This window comes from Mesorhizobium sp. YC-39 (genome assembly GCF_025753795.1).
Taxonomy (GTDB): Bacteria; Pseudomonadota; Alphaproteobacteria; order Rhizobiales; family Rhizobiaceae; genus Mesorhizobium.
In genome coordinates this window covers 291,590-308,452 of the sequence record NZ_JAOWPS010000005.1, presented here as the reverse complement: position 1 = coordinate 308,452, position 16,863 = coordinate 291,590, and the positions used below count along the sequence as shown (strand labels likewise).

The following is a 16,863-nucleotide window of genomic DNA, read 5'->3' as shown; positions in this document are numbered from 1 at the left end:
TTGTTAAACTCATGCCATGACAGGGATGTGAAAATGGCGGTGGATCGCCCCACCGCCATTTTCATCGAAATCCAAGAGAGATCAGGCCGCGCGGCGCCTGCGGTCGGGCGTGACCGCCTCATCGGAAAGCAACTTCACGGCTTCAGCCAGGCCAAGCGATTCCTGATCGCGCGACCCCAGACGGCGGATGTTGACCGTCGCTTCCTCCGCCTCGCGCTTACCGCAGACGAGGATGACCGGGACCTTGGCCAGCGAGTGCTCGCGGACCTTGTAGTTGATCTTCTCGTTGCGCAGATCGGCTTCCGCCTGGAGCCCGGCCGCCTTCAACTGAGCGACGACCTTTTGCGCGTAGTCGTCGGCGTCCGAAGTGATTGTCGCCACCACCACCTGCAATGGCGCGAACCACAACGGGAAATGGCCGGAATAGTTTTCGATCAGGATACCAAGGAAGCGTTCCATCGAGCCGCAGATGGCGCGATGCACCATGACGGGCTGCTTCTTCTCCGAATCCGAGCCGATGTAGAAGGCGCCAAACCGTTCCGGCAGGTTGAAGTCGACCTGCGTTGTGCCGCACTGCCATTCGCGGCCGATGGCGTCCTTCAGCACATATTCGAATTTGGGCCCGTAGAAGGCGCCCTCGCCCGGATTGATCGACGTCTTGATCCGATTGCCCGACCGTGTACGGATCGTCTCCAGCACGCTGCCCATGATCGCCTCGGCGTGATCCCACGCCTCGTCGGTGCCGACGCGCTTGTCCGGACGCGTCGACAGCTTCACACTGATCTCGTCGAAACCGAAATCGGCATAGGTCGACAGGATCAGGTCGTTGATGCGCAGGCACTCCGAGGCGAGCTGCTCCTCGGTGCAGAAGATATGCGCGTCGTCCTGCGTGAAGCCGCGCACGCGCATCAGCCCGTGCAGCGCGCCCGACGGCTCGTAGCGATGCACATTGCCGAATTCGGCAAGCTTTACCGGCAGATCGCGATAGGACTTCAGCCCGTGCTTGAATATCTGCACATGGCCTGGACAGTTCATCGGCTTCAGCGCGAAGATCCGGTCGTCGTCGGTATCGTCGCCGGCGACCGTCACCTTGAACATGGCGTCGCGGTACCAGCCCCAGTGGCCCGACGTCTCCCACAGGCTCTTGTCCAGCACCTGCGGCGCGTTGACCTCCTGATAGCCTTGCTCGTCGAGACGGCGGCGCATGTAGTTGACCAGGTTCTGGAACATCTTCCAGCCCTTGGCGTGCCAGAAGACGACGCCCGGCCCCTCCTCCTGGAAATGGAACAGGTCCATCTCGCGGCCGAGCTTCCTGTGGTCGCGCTTTTCGGCTTCCTCCAGCATCATCTGATAGGCATCGAGCTGTGCCTGGTCGGCCCAGGCCGTGCCGTAGATGCGCGTCAGCATCGGGTTGTTCGAATCACCGCGCCAATAGGCTCCGGCCACCTTCATAAGCTTGAAGGCGTTGCCGATCTGCCCGGTCGAAGCCATGTGCGGACCACGACAGAGGTCGAACCAGTCGCCCTGCGCATAGATCTTGAGATCCTGATCGTCGGGGATGGCGTCGATCAGTTCCAGCTTGTAGCGCTCGCCCTTGTCGGCAAATACTTTTTTGGCCTTGTCGCGCGACCAGACCTCTTTGGTGAACGGCTTGTTGCGCGCGATGATCTCGCGCATCTTTTTCTCGATCACCGGGAAATCGTCGGGCGTGAATGGCTCATTGCGAGCGAAGTCGTAATAGAACCCGTTCTCGATCACCGGCCCGATCGTCACCTGCGTTCCCGGCCACAATTCCTGCACGGCTTCGGCCAGCACATGTGCCGCATCGTGGCGGATGAGCTCCAGCGCGCGCGGATCCTCGCGGGTGATGATCTCGACCTTGCCGGACTTGCCGATCGGATCGCCGAGATCGCGCACCACGCCGTCGATCGAGTAGGCGACGGCCTTCTTGGCCAGCGACTTCGAGATCGATTCGGCGAGACCCGCGCCGGTCATCGCCGCGTCGTAGTCGCGGACGGAACCATCGGGAAATGTCAGGGAAACGGAATTCAACATCAGGTATCTCCTATCCAGTCCCGCAAACGAGCGCGGGTGGTGAAATGCCGGATACGTCCGGCGGCGGCAGCCTTTTAGGGGTAGATTCCGGCGCAGTAAAGCGCTCGTTCCGCTATTTGATCAAGCCAGGCAGCTCTTTCAAGAACGCTGCGCGCGTCTCGAGGCCCTTCGGCATATCGGTCCGGTTCGCATTGACGACGAGCCGTGCAAACACAATCTGGCGGTCATTCTTCTCAGCCCAGCCGACGAACCAGCCAAGCGAGCGTTTGTCCGCGCCGCCATTGCCGAGCCTCGTGCTCCCGGTCTTGCCTTGCACAGTCCAGCCGCCAGCATGAAAGCTCGGAATGATCGCTTCGGCCATCTGATGCGTCTTGGCCGAAACCGGCATTTTGCCGGCAAGCATCCGGCGCAGGAAAGCAGTCTGCTCGACAGGCGATATTTCGAGCGACGAATTCACCCAGGAATTTGTGAGGCTGTCATTCTTGCCGGCATTGCCGGAGACATCCATGTTGCCATAGCCGAACTTCGTCACATATCCGGCAAAGCGTTCGCCGCCGAGCCGGCGCGTGATTTCACGGGAATACCAGAGGACGGAATCACGCTCCCAGATTGTCGGATCGACGGTTTTCCGGTCCCGCTTCACCGCCTTGAACTCGGGCTTGTAGTCCCAGCTTGGCGTGTGCTCGTCGCTCAGAATGCCGGAGTCATAGCCAATCAGGGCCAAGGGCACCTTGAAGGTCGAGGCCGGGCTAAAGCGCTGGTCGCAAACGCCGTCCCGGTAGAGCGTCTCGCCGCTCACCGCATTCTGGATCAGCGTACATTCGACGGCGCCGAGCGGCGCCGACTGCGCCCGCAACGGGAAACCAAGCAGCCAGGCCAGAAGGAAAAGAACGATCGCGAAAACGAAGGGACGGCGGTCTATCTGGCGCATGCAAAGCTCTTTCCTGAAGGGATTACCGGAAGTGGCTTAGCGAGGCGTCTTGTCTCGATTTTGTCTCAAATTTGCAGTCTTTGTGCAGGCTTGTATTAACCCTACCGGTTCGTAAAGATCGGCCGGCGCTGAAATCCGGTGGACGCAGTCAGATCTCGGATTCGCCGCGCTTCCTGCCGATCTGCCAATACCGCCAGGGCATGAACCAGCGATAGCGCTCAGCCAACACCTCCGGCACCCGGTCGATGCCGTGCGTGCCGAACGGCCCGCAGCGCAGCACCCGGAAGAAACCCATCCAGCCACCCGCCCACAGGCCGTGACGGGCGATCGCCTCATGCGCGTATTCGGAACAGGTCGGCAGATGCCGGCACGAATTGCCGACAAAGCCGGACAGCGTCAGCTGGTAGAGCCGGACAAGCGACGTGCCGAGAACCCGGCCTGGCGTCTTGCGCCACGGGCCGGGCCAATTGCGCCCGCGCCGTGCGGCCAATGCAGCATGTGCGTGCTGGTGCTCGTTGCTCATCGCGATCCGGATCGTCTTCCTGTCGTCGATAGATGTGGACATTGGCCGGGGAAAGCAATGTCTCTTCGGCTCCTCGATGGCATTCAACGATGGCGCGGATACGCGCGGCCCGTCGGGTGGGTCCGCTGAGGCGAACCTGTTTCGGTTCGCCAACTGCCACCGGACTCCATACGCGTCGGTCTTGGCGGCTGGTACTGAAACGTCACGATCCGCATCACGTCACCGAAGATATCCAGAAATTCGTTCATGGCCGCTTCTCCTCTAGGCAGCGATTAGATCGCTGCTGGCCTTCGTCCTCAAACGAGTATAATTTCTGCCTCGGATAACTCTGGGTTATGCGAATGAAGCGTGGGCGGCTTCCACTGACGGCATTGAGAAGTTTCGAGGCGGCCGGCCGGCACCTGAGCTTCAGCCGCGCTGCCGAGGAGCTTTTCGTTTCGCAAGCGGCGATCAGCCGCCAGATACGAGAACTGGAAACCTTGGTCGGCAAGCCGCTGTTCGAGCGGCTTCACCGCAAGGTCGAGCTGACGGAAGTGGGGCAAACCCTCCTCGCTCAATTGACCACCAGTTTCGACGATATCGACCGTCGGCTGTCGCAAATTGTCAGCAAACGGGCCCAGAGCCAGTTAGCGGTCAGTGTCGAACCGTCCTTCGCCGGCGAGTTTCTGATACAGCGTCTCAATTCGTTTCGGGAACGTCATCCCGATATCGACATTTCGATCGACGCGGAATCCCGGCTTATCGAATTCCGCGGTCACGAAGCAGAGATCGCAATCCGGTATGGAGCGACCGTCCGGTCCTGGCCGCGCACTGAAGCGCGGCATCTGGTCGACGTTCTGGTGACGCCAGTCCTGACTTCCGCATTGCTCGCGTCTGGCGCCCCTCTGACATCTCCCGCCGGCCTGCGCCACTATACCTTGCTCCACGACTACAATCGCGATGGCTGGGCGAGGTGGTTTCAAGCGGTGGGCCTTCCAGATCTCGCGCTGCAGAGAGGACCATTGTTTACAGATGCAGCCCTTGCCATGCAGGCCGCGAAGCTTGGGCATGGCGTTGCGTTGGGTGACCGCATCCTGAACGGCGCGGATCTTCGAGCCGGTCTGCTGGTTCGACCATTCGAGATGGAAGTGCCCTATGGCGCCTATTGGCTTGTCGCCGCTGATTTCCAGCGCCTTAGCCAGCCAGCAAGGACTTTTGCGGATTGGCTTGTCGAGGAACTCCGTGCATGGCCGACCGAAAACGAAACCTGATCAAGCCGCCTCTTCCGCCCGCTTCTTCTCGATCTGGCCGATGGCGTCGACCACGGCATCGAAGGTCAGCATGGTCGAGGCGTGGCGCGCCTTGTAATCGCGCACGGGTTCCAGATATCTGAGGTCGGCGAAACGGCCTTGTGGCGGCGCCCCGTTCTCCTTCAGCATCTTCAGCATTGTCTCGCGAACGCTGCGCAATTCATCCGCGCTCGCACCAACGACGTGTTCGGCCATGATCGAGGACGAGGCCTGGCCGAGCGCACAAGCCTTCACATCATGCGCGAAATCGGTGACGATGCCGTCATCCATCTTCAGATCGACGGTGACCGTCGAGCCGCACAGTTTGGAATGCGCTCGCGCCGTAGCATCGGGATGTTCGAGCCGGCCGATCCGCGCGATGTTTCCGGCAAAACCCAGAATTTTCGCATTGTAGACGTCGTCGATCATTTTTTTCCAATCCGTCGCCGCCAAGCGAACAGCGATTGCCGCTGATGCGTCTTTCATTCGCTCGGCACGACCATATATAATGCTGGCAGTCGGGCATCGACAAGGCAACCAAAGGCCCTGTCCTTGCTCAAATCAGTTCACGCCGCTTGCGGGCTGGAAACCGGGCGATTTTCCAAGCGCGAAAGGTCGTGGTCCGTTCAACTCGTTCCTCCTGAGAGGGGAACTACGGGAGACGCCTTTAATGGATGCCGTCATCAAGAAGCTCATGCCCCAGTCCGCCTATATGGAAAAGCCGGTCACCGACCGGCCGAGCGAAGCCGAGGTCGAGGCTGCGGTGCGCACGCTTTTGCGCTGGACCGGCGACAATCCTGACCGCGAGGGCCTGATCGACACGCCCAAGCGTGTCACCAAGGCGTTCCGCGAAATGTTCAACGGTTATGATATGTGCCCGGCCGACGAACTCGGCCGCACCTTCGAGGAAGTCGCCGGCTATGACGACCTCGTAATCGTCAAGGACATATCCTTCCACTCGCATTGCGAGCACCACATGGTGCCGATCATCGGCAAGGCGCATGTCGGCTATCTGCCGGACGGCAAGGTCGTCGGCCTGTCCAAGATCGCGCGCGTCGTCGACATCTTCGCCCATCGCCTGCAAACGCAGGAAGCGATGACTGCGCAAATCGCCGGCGTCATTCAGGACGTGCTCAATCCGCGCGGCGTCGCCGTCATGCTCGAGGCCGAGCATATGTGCATGGCCATGCGCGGCATTCGCAAGCAGGGCTCCACCACTTTGACCTCAACCTTCACGGGTGTTTTCAAGGACACGCCTGAAGAGCAGGTCCGTTTCGTCACCATGGTGCGCGGCGGCGGGGTCTGAATGACCCGCGCCGGCTTCGCCAGATAAGGACCGGCGATGTCGGCACTGGAATTTCCAAAAGCTCCCTCGGACAAGAAGGCACTGGAGGAAGGCGCGGTTTTTTCGCCGCGCTTCGATGCCGGCGGCCTCGTCACTGTCGTCGTCACCGATGCCGAAGACGGTATGCTGCTGATGGTCGCGCACATGAACGCCGAGGCGCTGGCGCTAACGCTCGAAACCGGCATTGCCCATTACTGGTCGCGCTCGCGCAAGGCGCTGTGGAAGAAGGGCGAAACCTCCGGCAATGTCCAGCATGTCGTCGAGATGCGTACCGACTGCGATCAGGACGCATTGTGGCTGCGCGTCAAAGTGTTGGGCCACGACGCAACCTGTCACACCGGCCGGCGTTCCTGCTTTTATCGGACGGTGGGGCTGATCGACGGCAAGGGGACGCTTGCCGGTGACGGCAGCAAGCCACTGTTCGATGCGGAAGAAACATATCGAAAGCCCAAATAAACCATCCATATGAACCATTCGCCGACTTGCCGTCACGTATATTCATGATTTCGATACGGCCCGCCTCTACATTAGCTGTGGGACAAGGGAGATTGTGATGCTCGAATGGGCGTCATTGCGCAACAGACCGGATGTCAGCGAGGCCAATGGCCCCTCCTCGTCTGGCGGTGCATCCGAAACGCAGCCTGCCAAGAAGACCGGCATTTCGCTGGCATTGGGTGGCGGCTGCGCGCGGGGCTGGGCTCATATCGGCGTGCTGCGCGCGCTCGATGAAGCCGGCATCGAAGTGTCGATGATCGCCGGCACGTCGATCGGCGCGCTGGTCGGCGGCTGCTACCTTGCCGGCAAGCTGGACGAATTGGAAGAATTCGCCAGAAGCCTGAACAAGCGGCGCATCTTTGGTCTCCTCGATCTCAATCTGCGCGGCAGCGGCCTGTTCGGCGGCATGAAGCTCGACGCACGGCTGCGCGAACATATGGCCGGCTTCCGTTTCGAGGATCTGTCGAAACCGTTCGTCTGCGTCACCTCGGAGATCCGCACCGGCCATGAAATCTGGCTGTCGAGCGGCTCGCTGACCACTGCCATGCGCGCCTCCTATGCTTTGCCTGGCGTGTTCGAACCGGTCAATTGCAACGGGCGTATTCTGGTCGACGGCGCATTGGTCAATCCGGTGCCGGTTTCGGTCTGCCGCGCCTACGAGCAGCCGCTCGTGGTCGCGGTGAACCTTCACTATGATCTGTTCGGTCGGGCAGCCGTCATCAAGCATAGCGCCGGCGAACTGGTTATCGAGAAGGATGCGCCAAGAGCCGGCCAGGTCGACACCGGATACCAGTTCCGCGAGTCACGGCTCGGCATCACCGGCGTCATGGTCGAAGCCTTCAACATCATCCAGGATCGCATTTCGCGCGCGCGGCTTGCCGGAGACCCGCCCGATATGTCGCTGCAGCCGAAGCTCAGCCATATCGGCCTGACCGAATTCCATCGTGCCGACGAAGCGATCCGCATCGGCTATCAGGCGACCATGGCCCAGATCGGCGAACTGACCAGGCTGCAGACCGTCCTCGCCTAATGCATGTCGCGCAAAAGCATGCCCTCGGGCTTGACCCGAGGGTGCGCAGCGGTTTGCGATTACGACATGCATCAAAACAAGACCCCGCAGCGCGTCGCATGAATCCGTTCAAACGCGACGCGTTGCGGGCGACTTGTCACTGAGGACGGATCAACAAGCGGATTCGGGAGAAGCAGCGACATCCAGAGGTACCCCCGGATTCCGTTGCTTGAGCGTCAGGGCCAGAACCGCACCGAGGACAGCCGCCGCCGCGGCAAACCATCCTGCCATACGCAATCCGTCGACAACATCCGATGCAGCGCCAGCTTGTCCACCCAAACCAACATTGGCAACGACGAGAATGGCGGCAAGACCCAGGGCCGCGCCGATTTGCAGGGAGGTCGACGCCAGCGCCGACGCGACTCCCTGTTCATTGGGGGCAACTCCGGAAGCGGCGGCCACGAACAGCGTCGTAAAGGCAATGCCGCCACCGAAACCATAGATAAGGATCCCTGGCAGCACCGCCCAATACGAGCCTCCTGGCGACATGGCAAAAGCGATCGCTGCCAGTCCGACCCCGTATATGAACATGCCGGCGAACATCGTAGCGCGAGTCCCCCAATTGTTGAGCAGCAGCGCAGCGCCCTTTCCCCCACCGATCATCGCAAGCACTCCGAGCGGCACGAATGCCAAGCCGGCGGCGAGCGCGTTATAGCCGAGCAGGTTCTGAAAGTAGGTCGTGAGAAGGTAGTAACCGGAACTCAACGCCATGTGATGGAAGAAGCTCACCACCATGGCCGTCGCAAGGCCGCGATTGGCAAACAACCGCAGTGGTGCGAGCGGATCGCGCGCGCGTCTCTCGATGAGAATGAAGGTCCCGAGCAGCAGCACACCAATCACTAGCGATCCTGCACTCCTGACCGTATGCCAGCCCGCTTCCGGTCCGCTGGCCAGACCGAACACCAACAGGGTTGCACTTGTCGTGACGACCAGCGCGCCGGGAAGATCAAAGCTCTGCCTTCGGCCCTTAGGCGCCGGATCGGGCGCCAGCAGAACTGGTGCCGCAACAAGAGCGGCTCCCAAGGCCAGCGGAACGGTGAAGAAGAAGACTGCCTGCCAACCCCAGCCGCTGGTGAGGATGCCTCCAATGATTGCACCGGCCGCCAGGCCGCCACTTCCCGCGGCGCCCCAGATAGCCAGTGCCCGATTGCGTTCGGTACCCTCGGCGAAACTCGTGTTGATCAGCGCCAGTGTTGCAGGAAACAGAAGCGCCCCGCCTAAGCCTTGAATTGCCCTTGCGACCACCAGTGTGAGAGCGTTGGGTGCCAATCCGCCCGCCAGGGATGAAACGCCATAGAGCACAAGTGCTAGGATAAACATGCGTCGCGGACCCAGCCGGTCGGCTGCCCGCCCGCCGAGCAATAGGAAACCACCAAAGGCCACGGCGTAAGCGCTCACCACCCATTGCAACGACTGAGCTGTAAACCCGACATCTCGGCCGATATCCGGCAGGGCGACATAGACGATGTTGTAATCGATCGCGATTATGAACTGTGCGAACGCCAGCAGCGCGAGCCTGAGCCCGGCCCAGCGTAGCGGTTGTGTGGCGTCGTTTGAATCCGGCCCACCCATCGCGTCCGTATCGGTTTGATTCAGCGATTTCTGCATTTGCATCTTCCCAGCCATGGATTTTCGAAGCCCGCTCTTCATCGGCGGGACCCGCATGCGGCCATCCTGGAGGCGCCGCGTTTGTTCCGGAATTGGCATTTTTGACAAATATTGTGCTAAACTTGCCATCCGCAACCAATACAGGGAATGGTGCAAATGGCTGTTAGGCCCATCCACGTTGTGATCTGGCTACCGTCCGATTTCTATTCAGCGGTTGTCTCGACGCTGGTCGAGATGTTTCAGCTCGTGAATGACGTCTGCGGCTCGCAGGTTCTTTCGTGCGAGTTCGTTTCCAGGGCATCGCCGGCAACGTCGACCGCCGGAATTTCCTTCCCGGCAAAGACGCAACCGTCCCGAAAAATGGATGTGTTGATTCTCATCGCGATGCCGGGCGTCGAAATTCCCGAACTCTTGCGCTCGCTTGACGAGGAGAGTGAACACTCAAAGCCGCTGATCGCACTCGCGCGACAACAGGAAGCAATCATCGCAGCACACTGCGGCGCGTGTTATTTGCTCGCCAATTCGGGCCTGCTGGACGGCAAGCGCGCGACAATATCCTGGTGGCTGAAGTCCCACGTAAGTCGCCGATTTCCGCAAGTTCAATGGGATTCTTCCCGCATGCTTGTTCGAGACGGTCGCCTTTATACTTGCGGCGGTGGATTTTCAGGACTGGAACTTGCCAAAGCCTTGCTGGTCGATTTGGGCTTCTCGAAGGAGGAGCGGATCGTCAGAAAACTTCTGGTTCTTCCGCCTTCGCGCAAATTTCAGAGCCCTTACGAATTTCCTCTCGAAGAATTCTCGAAGGAGGCCAACCCGCTGGAGAACAAACTGCGTGAACTCTCGAAAAACAAGATACGTGAAATCGACTTGAGCTTTCTCGCGACGGGACTTGGCATGTCTCCGCGAACGCTGTCTCGTAGATTTGCCATTGAACTCAAGACGACGCCCGGAAAATGGATCCAGGAAAAACGGTTTGAATTGGCAAGATCGCTGCTTGAGGGAACGAAGCTAAGCATCTCGGAAATCTGCTATCGGGTGGGCTACCAGGATGTCGCTTCATTCAGTCGTACTTTCTCCAAAACGACCGGAATGGCGCCGGGCGAATTTCGAAAGCAAATTCGATCATAGAGTTGTCGGCCGCCCGCCCCTGCCGTGATCCTGCCGCGCTCCCCGCGGTTCGGAGAAAATCACGGTCAAACAGGACTCTTACGCACGTGCTGCATCGACGATGCGAAACTGCACCGTGCGGTTGCCGTTCCAGTGGTTCGCCGACAATGAACCGGCGACATGCACCGGCTTGCCTCTGTTTTTGAACAGGAATTCGCCGAGTGCAGTATCGACGGCGCGAAAGGCGATTGCCTGGATGCGGCCGCCGCTTTCCGACTGCAATTCGGCGCGGATGTGATTGGTGCCGACCGCCCGTGCGTCCGCCAGCCGATGGCGCGGCAGCGCAAAGACCGGCGCGACATGCCCCGCCCCGAATGGACCCGCCTTCTCCAGCGCGTCGAGCAGGTCGAGCGTCGCGCCCTCGGCCGATAGCGCACCGTCGATGGCCAGGCTTTCCTCGTCCTGTAGCCGGAACACGTCCGCCGCCGCGCGTTCCTCGAAGAACGCCCTGAGCACGCCGAGTTTTGCCCGCTCCACGGTGATGCCGGCGGCCATGCCGTGACCACCGCCCTTGACGATCAGCCCGGCATCGGCCGCCTCGCGCACCAGCCGTCCCAAGTCGAAGCCCGACACGGAGCGGCCCGAACCCGTGCCGACGTCATTGGCATTGAAGGCAATGGCGAAGGCTGGCCGGCGCGCATGGTCCTTGAGCCGCGAGGCAAGCAGGCCGACGATGCCCGGATGCCAATTGGAACTGGCGGTGACGACGATGGCCGGGCCATTGCCGCCGGCAAGCTCGGCATCGGCCTCAACGCGTGCCGCGGCCAGCATCTCCTGCTCCATCAGCTGCCGCTCCTGATTGAGCCGGTCGAGCGTCTCGGCGATGGCGCCGGCCTCGACGGGATCGTCGGTCGCCAACAGACGGCTGCCAAGCGCTGCATCGCCGATGCGCCCGCCGGCATTGATGCGCGGACCGATCAGATAGGCCAGATGGAAGGTGCTGATCGGCTCGCCGATGCGCGAGACCCGGGCCAGCGCCGCCAACCCCTCGTTGCGCTGCTGGCGCGCCATCTGCAGCCCCTTGACCACGAAGGCGCGGTTGACGCCGGTGAGCGGCACCACATCGCAGACAGTGGCCAGCGCCACGAGATCAAGCAAGGCAAGCAGGTCCGGCGGCGCAGCATTCGGCAACAGGCCGCGCAGGACCCTCACCGTCTGCACCAGGGTGAGGAAGACGACACCGGCAGCGCAGAGATGACCTTGGCCCGAAAGGTCGTCCTCGCGATTGGGATTGACGACCGCATTTGCAGCCGGCAACGGTCCACCGACCTGATGGTGATCGAGCACCACGACATCGGCGCCGGCGTCCCTCGCCGCGTCGACGGAAACGGCACTGTTGGTGCCGCAATCGACGGTGACGATCAGCGTCGCGCCGCGCGACACGAGTTCGCGCATGGCTTCCGGATTGGGGCCGTAGCCCTCGAAAATGCGGTCCGGTATGTAAATCTCCGACGGCACCGAGAAATGGGCGAGGAACCGCTTGAGTAGCGCCGACGAGGCCGCGCCGTCGACATCATAGTCGCCGAAGATCGCCACCTTCTCCCTGGCCATGATAGCGCCGGCGATACGGGTGGCGGCCTTGTCCATATCGGTCAGTGAGGCCGGGTCCGGCAAAAGGTCGCGGATGGTCGGATCGAGGAACCGTTCGGTCTGCTCGGCGCTCACGCCGCGCCCGGCAAGGACGCGCGCGACAATGTCCGGCACGCCATGGCCCTGAGCGATGGCGAGCGCGGTCATGTCTTGCCGCTCGGTCAACCGGTGCTCCCAGGAGAGACCGGTGGCCGACTGCCTGACATCGAGGAAAAAACGTCTTTCGCCCGTCACGCGACGCGCCATCTGCAAATTGTCATTTCTCACAATATGCGACGGCTCTCACAATATGCGACGGCTAAATCCGGCGAATCAGAACTTTTCCAGATCCTGGTGGCGCGCCTTGATCTCGCGCACCGTGCGCGATGACGAGCGCAGCACGATCGTATGCGTGGTGATGGAATTACGGCCGAATTTGACGCCGGCCAGCATGTTGCCGTCGGTCACGCCGGTTGCCGCGAACAGCACGTCGCCGCGCGCCATGTCTTGCGTGCGGTAGACGCGCTTGGGATCGGAGATGCCCATCTTCGCCGCCCGCGCCACTTTTTCCGGCGTGTCGAGGATCAGCCTCCCCTGCATCTGGCCGCCGGTGCAACGTAACGCAGCCGCCGCCAGCACACCCTCCGGCGCCCCGCCAGTGCCGAGATAGATATCGATGCCGGTCTCGTCCGGATCGGTGGTGTGGATGACGCCGGCGACGTCGCCGTCACCAATCAGCCGAATCGCGGCGCCCGTGGCGCGCACTGCCTCGATCAACTTGCCATGGCGCGGCCGGTCGAGGATGCAGGCGGTGATCTCCGATATCGGCACACCCTTGGCCTTGGCCAGGCTGGCGATGTTTTCGGCCGGCGAAGCATCGATATCGACGACGCCGTCAGCGTAGCCCGGGCCGATGGCGATCTTGTCCATGTAGACATCGGGCGCGAACAGCAGGCTGCCCTTTTCCGCGATCGCGATGACGGCCAGCGCGTTGGGCAAGTTCTTGGCGCAGATCGTCGTGCCCTCAAGCGGATCGAGCGCGATATCGACCGCCGGGCCTTTGCCGGAACCGACCTCTTCACCGATATAGAGCATCGGTGCCTCGTCGCGCTCGCCCTCGCCGATCACCACCGTGCCCTTGATGGCGAGACGGTTGAGCTCCTGGCGCATGGCATCGACCGCGACCTGGTCGGCGGCCTTTTCGTCGCCTCGCCCGCGCAGTCTGGCGGCCGCAACCGCGGCGCGTTCGGTGACGCGCACCAGTTCCATGGTGAGTATCCGGTCAAGACCGGCGATGATGTTCTGGGCCACATTCATCGGTGGAAAATCCTCGTTGGCACATTGCCTCCCGCCAGAGGCGCGCTCCTTTTCTCAAACCAGCATGACAAGGACAAGACCCGCTCAATGATTTCTCGAAAAGACAAGAATATCAATCGATTGAAGGCATAATAAGCACGCCCGTCTGCGCTGAACCGGGTGTGTTTCAGTGAGTAAAATGGGGTTTTATGTGGGCCGCGAGACCCGGTATTGGCCGCTCGCCTAGAACACCGCGAGGTATTTGAGCAGCGAGATAATGCCGATGATGATGACGATGATCTGGGCGATCTGTCGCATCCTGGCGTCAAGCGGAAGACGCTGAACCAGATAGAGAACAAGAATGATCACCAGGAACGTGATCAGAATGCCTATCAACATGGACGAGGCCATGGCGCCCTCCTGAAAATGATATGCAGAACGAAACGGCCGGCGAAGCCGGCCTTCTCAAAAACTAGATCAATACCATCGCCTCGGCGTGTCGTTCATGGCTTGCCCGACAGCCATTCCTGCCAGGAAGCCAAGCAGGCCGATCATGCCCACCAGTGCCGTTGTTGTGCCTGGATTTTCCCGCACCGCTTCAGATACCGCATGGGCTTGAGTGCGCAATTGCTGCGCGGTTCGCGTCGCGCGAGCAGCAGCGCTGTCGTACATTCCGGATGCCTGCTCCTCGGCATCGGCGACCAATTCAGCGCCGCGTTCCGAAATGCTCTTATTGATCTTGGCGACCTCCTTGCGCAGGTCGGCGATCTGTTTTTCGAGCGCCTTCTGGATGTCGTCGATGCTGGAGCTGTCAGGCTTCGATGCTTCGGCCATTGTGCGTTTCCTCGGGGTTGCAGACCTGAGGAGAACGGCGCGAGCTGAAATTCGTTCCGATCGATCGCAGTCGCGACGTTCGGCTGATTAACCCGCCCGCTCGATACGGATCACCTGCGGCTTGTCGGTCAGATGGCCGTCCTTGGTGATGCCGTCAACGGCCTTGCGCACCGCAGCCTCGGTCGTCTCATGGGTGACGAGGATGACCGTCTTCTGGGCCGCGGTTTCCGGGCCGGCGGCATGCTGCACGATCGATTCCAGCGAAATATCGTTGTCGGCCATGCGCTTGGCGATCGCCGCGAAGACGCCGATACGGTCATGCACGGTTAGCCGGATGAAATAGCCGCCGGCATGGCTGCGCATCAGCGCCTTCTTGTAGGGCTTGAGCTCCTTCGTCGGCCGGCCGAAAACCGGACCGTGCTGGAAACCGGGCCGGCTCTTGGCGATGTCGGCGATGTCGCCAATGACAGCCGAAGCGGTGGCGTTGCCTCCGGCACCCGGACCGGAGAGCAGGAGTTCACCCAGAATATCGGTTTCGATCGCAACAGCATTGGTCACGCCATGCACCTGCGCGATGACCGACGCTGTCGGCACCATGGTCGGATGCACGCGCTGTTCGATGCCGCTTTCCGTGCGCTGGGCGACGCCGAGCAGTTTTATCCGGTAGCCGAGATCGCCGGCAGCGCGGATGTCGGCCTGGCTGATGTTGGAGATGCCTTCCATATAGATGTCGGTGGCGGCGATTTTGGTGCCGAAGGCCAGGCTGGTCAGGATCGACAGCTTGTGCGCGGTGTCCTGGCCCTCGATGTCGAAAGTAGGATCGGCCTCGGCATAACCAAGCCGTTGCGCATCCTTCAGGCAGGCGTCGAAGGACAGGCCCTCGGCCTCCATGCGGGTCAGGATATAGTTGCAGGTGCCATTGAGGATGCCGAAGACGCGCGTGATCGAATTGCCAGCCATCGCCTCGCGCATCGTCTTGATGACCGGAATGCCGCCGGCCACCGCCGCCTCGTAATTGAGCAGCACGCCCTTCCTCTCGGCGACCTCGGCAAGCTGCACGCCGTGCTTGGCGAGCAGCGCCTTGTTGGCGGTGACCACATGGCGCCCGGCCTCGAGTGCCGCTTTCACGGACGATCGCGCGGCACCCTCGTCGCCGCCGATCAGCTCGACGAAGACATCGATGTCGGCGGTCTGCGCCATCTTCGTCGCATCGTCAAACCACTTGGCTGCCCCAAGATCGACGCCACGGTCACGCTTTGGATCGCGGGCCGAAACAGCCGACACGACGATGTCGCGCCCGCATTGGCGCGTCAGCTCTGCCGCCTTGTCACGCAACACGCGCGCCACCGACGCGCCGACGGTGCCAAGACCGGCAATTCCAACACGCAACGCTTCAGCCATGTCCGGCGACGCCCCTCAAGAACTTGATCGATGTGATATCAGGCAACTCAGCGATGCGCGGCGAGCGGCACCACATTGTTGGGCTGCTTAGCGCTGGACGCCAGGAAACGCTTGATGTTGCGCGCCGCCTGGCGGATCCGGTGCTCGTTCTCGACCAGCGCGATGCGCACGTGATCGTCGCCATGCTCGCCGAAGCCGACACCCGGCGCCACCGCCACATCGGCGTGCTCGATGAGCAGCTTGGAGAATTCAAGCGAGCCAAGGTGGCGGAACGGCTCCGGGATGGGCGCCCAGGCGAACATCGACGCCGCCGGTGCGGGAATGGTCCAGCCGGCACGGCTGAAGGCGTCGACCATGACGTCGCGGCGCTTGTGGTAGATGTCGCGCACCTCGGCGATGTCGGCGCCGTCGCCGTTCAGCGCATGCGCCGCCGCCACCTGGATCGGCGTGAAGGCGCCGTAGTCGAGATAGGATTTTACACGCGTCAGCGCCGAGATCAGCCGTTCGTTGCCGACCGCGAACCCCATGCGCCAGCCCGGCATGGAAAAGGTCTTCGACATCGAGGTGAATTCGACCGCCACGTCGATCGCGCCCGGCACCTGCAGCACCGAGGGCGGCGGATTGCCGTCGAAATAGATTTCCGAATAGGCAAGGTCCGACAGGATGATGATGTCGTTCTTCTTGGCGAAGGCGACGACATCCTTGTAGAAATCGAGCGAGGCGACCAGCGCCGTCGGGTTCGATGGATAGTTGAGGATCAGCGCCAGCGGCTTCGGGATCGAATGGCGGATGCCACGCTCAAGCGCCGGGATGAAGCCATCATCCGGCTCGACCTGCAGCGAGCGGATGACGCCGCCCGACATGATGAAGCCGAAAGCATGGATCGGATAGGTCGGATTGGGGCACAGGATCACATCGCCGGGGGCGGTGATCGCCTGTGCCATATTGGCGAAGCCTTCCTTCGAGCCCAGCGTCGCCACCACTTGCGTGTCCGGGTCGAGCTTCACGCCGAAGCGGCGGGCATAGTAATTGGCCTGGGCGCGGCGCAGGCCCGGAATGCCGCGCGACGATGAATAACGATGCGTGCGCGGATCGCGCACGACCTCGCACAATTTGTCGACGATCGCCTTGGGCGTCGGCAGGTCCGGATTGCCCATGCCAAGGTCGATGATGTCGGCGCCGCGCGAGCGGGCGCTGGCCTTCAGCCGGTTGACCTGCTCGAAAACATAAGGCGGAAGCCGGCGGACCTTGTGAAATTCTTCCATGGCAGTTCCAGACGATTGGCAAAGGTGGTTTTCGGTC

General features: G+C 61.5%; 17 protein-coding genes. 5 read left to right on the top strand and 12 right to left on the bottom strand.

The genetic code is table 11. The annotated features are described in order from the left end of the window. Positions 1 to 81 precede the first annotated feature (81 nt). The 4 genes from thrS to OHD62_RS27150 form a co-directional block, all read right to left on the bottom strand. Positions 82 to 2,055 carry a threonine--tRNA ligase gene (thrS, locus tag OHD62_RS27165; RefSeq protein ID WP_263789158.1) on the bottom strand — a complete coding sequence of 658 codons (1,974 nt, stop codon included), beginning with the start codon at positions 2,053 to 2,055 and terminating at the stop codon, positions 82 to 84. Positions 2,056 to 2,167: 112 nt separating this feature from the next. Continuing rightward, positions 2,168 to 2,986 (bottom strand): class D beta-lactamase, encoded by an 819-nt coding sequence (gene blaOXA, locus OHD62_RS27160; RefSeq protein ID WP_263789157.1) that lies wholly within the window; start codon positions 2,984 to 2,986, stop codon positions 2,168 to 2,170. 148 nt (positions 2,987 to 3,134) lie between these two features. Next, positions 3,135 to 3,509, bottom strand: a complete 375-nt coding sequence (gene yidD / locus OHD62_RS27155; protein ID WP_263789155.1) for a membrane protein insertion efficiency factor YidD — start codon at positions 3,507 to 3,509, stop codon at positions 3,135 to 3,137. 83 nt (positions 3,510 to 3,592) lie between these two features. Continuing rightward, entirely contained in the window at positions 3,593 to 3,757 is a 165-nt protein-coding gene (locus OHD62_RS27150; protein ID WP_263789154.1) for a hypothetical protein, read from the bottom strand. A gap of 93 nt (positions 3,758 to 3,850) precedes the next feature. Here OHD62_RS27150 and OHD62_RS27145 point away from each other — a divergent pair, with 93 nt between their 5' ends. After that, the gene (locus OHD62_RS27145; protein ID WP_263789153.1) at positions 3,851 to 4,759 is read left to right on the top strand and encodes a LysR substrate-binding domain-containing protein; all 909 of its coding nucleotides are present in this window, start codon (positions 3,851 to 3,853) and stop codon (positions 4,757 to 4,759) included. Here the strand turns inward: OHD62_RS27145 and OHD62_RS27140 are convergent, their stop codons facing one another. Beyond that, complete coding sequence (locus OHD62_RS27140) at positions 4,760 to 5,206, bottom strand: iron-sulfur cluster assembly scaffold protein (protein ID WP_107648014.1); 447 nt, start codon at positions 5,204 to 5,206, stop codon at positions 4,760 to 4,762. Between the two features lie 241 nt (positions 5,207 to 5,447). Between OHD62_RS27140 and folE the strand changes: the two genes are divergently transcribed. The 3 genes from folE (at position 5,448) to OHD62_RS27125 (ending at position 7,647) form a co-directional block, all read left to right on the top strand. Then, positions 5,448 to 6,083: a GTP cyclohydrolase I FolE gene (gene folE / locus OHD62_RS27135; protein ID WP_263789150.1), complete on the top strand. Its 636-nt coding sequence runs from the start codon at positions 5,448 to 5,450 to the stop codon at positions 6,081 to 6,083. Between the two features lie 36 nt (positions 6,084 to 6,119). Then, the gene (gene hisI, locus OHD62_RS27130) at positions 6,120 to 6,578 is read left to right on the top strand and encodes a phosphoribosyl-AMP cyclohydrolase (RefSeq protein WP_263789148.1); all 459 of its coding nucleotides are present in this window, start codon (positions 6,120 to 6,122) and stop codon (positions 6,576 to 6,578) included. A 97-nt stretch (positions 6,579 to 6,675) separates the two neighbouring features. Beyond that, complete coding sequence (locus OHD62_RS27125) at positions 6,676 to 7,647, top strand: patatin family protein (RefSeq protein ID WP_263789145.1); 972 nt, start codon at positions 6,676 to 6,678, stop codon at positions 7,645 to 7,647. 150 nt (positions 7,648 to 7,797) lie between these two features. On the opposite strand, the gene OHD62_RS27120 is transcribed toward OHD62_RS27125, so the two are convergent. Further along, complete coding sequence (locus OHD62_RS27120) at positions 7,798 to 9,294, bottom strand: MFS transporter (RefSeq protein WP_263789143.1); 1,497 nt, start codon at positions 9,292 to 9,294, stop codon at positions 7,798 to 7,800. A gap of 156 nt (positions 9,295 to 9,450) precedes the next feature. Between OHD62_RS27120 and OHD62_RS27115 the strand changes: the two genes are divergently transcribed. Continuing rightward, positions 9,451 to 10,422: a GlxA family transcriptional regulator gene (locus tag OHD62_RS27115; protein ID WP_263789142.1), complete on the top strand. Its 972-nt coding sequence runs from the start codon at positions 9,451 to 9,453 to the stop codon at positions 10,420 to 10,422. 78 nt (positions 10,423 to 10,500) lie between these two features. Here OHD62_RS27115 and recJ read toward each other — a convergent pair whose 3' ends face one another. From recJ to OHD62_RS27085, 6 genes are all read right to left on the bottom strand, one after another. Further along, positions 10,501 to 12,285 (bottom strand): single-stranded-DNA-specific exonuclease RecJ, encoded by a 1,785-nt coding sequence (recJ, locus tag OHD62_RS27110; RefSeq protein WP_263789141.1) that lies wholly within the window; start codon positions 12,283 to 12,285, stop codon positions 10,501 to 10,503. Between the two features lie 78 nt (positions 12,286 to 12,363). Then, on the bottom strand, positions 12,364 to 13,347 hold the full coding sequence (gene glpX / locus OHD62_RS27105) for a class II fructose-bisphosphatase (RefSeq protein WP_263789139.1): 984 nt from the start codon (positions 13,345 to 13,347) through the stop codon (positions 12,364 to 12,366). A 222-nt stretch (positions 13,348 to 13,569) separates the two neighbouring features. Beyond that, complete coding sequence (locus tag OHD62_RS27100) at positions 13,570 to 13,737, bottom strand: Thivi_2564 family membrane protein (protein ID WP_258593979.1); 168 nt, start codon at positions 13,735 to 13,737, stop codon at positions 13,570 to 13,572. A 66-nt stretch (positions 13,738 to 13,803) separates the two neighbouring features. Then, positions 13,804 to 14,160, bottom strand: coding sequence for a hypothetical protein (locus tag OHD62_RS27095; protein ID WP_263789134.1), 357 nt, complete (start codon positions 14,158 to 14,160; stop codon positions 13,804 to 13,806). A gap of 87 nt (positions 14,161 to 14,247) precedes the next feature. Beyond that, a complete protein-coding gene (locus OHD62_RS27090; RefSeq protein ID WP_263789133.1) occupies positions 14,248 to 15,561 on the bottom strand; it encodes a homoserine dehydrogenase in 1,314 nt (437 codons plus the stop codon). A gap of 47 nt (positions 15,562 to 15,608) precedes the next feature. Next, positions 15,609 to 16,826, bottom strand: coding sequence for an LL-diaminopimelate aminotransferase (locus OHD62_RS27085; protein WP_263789132.1), 1,218 nt, complete (start codon positions 16,824 to 16,826; stop codon positions 15,609 to 15,611). Positions 16,827 to 16,863 lie beyond the last annotated feature (37 nt).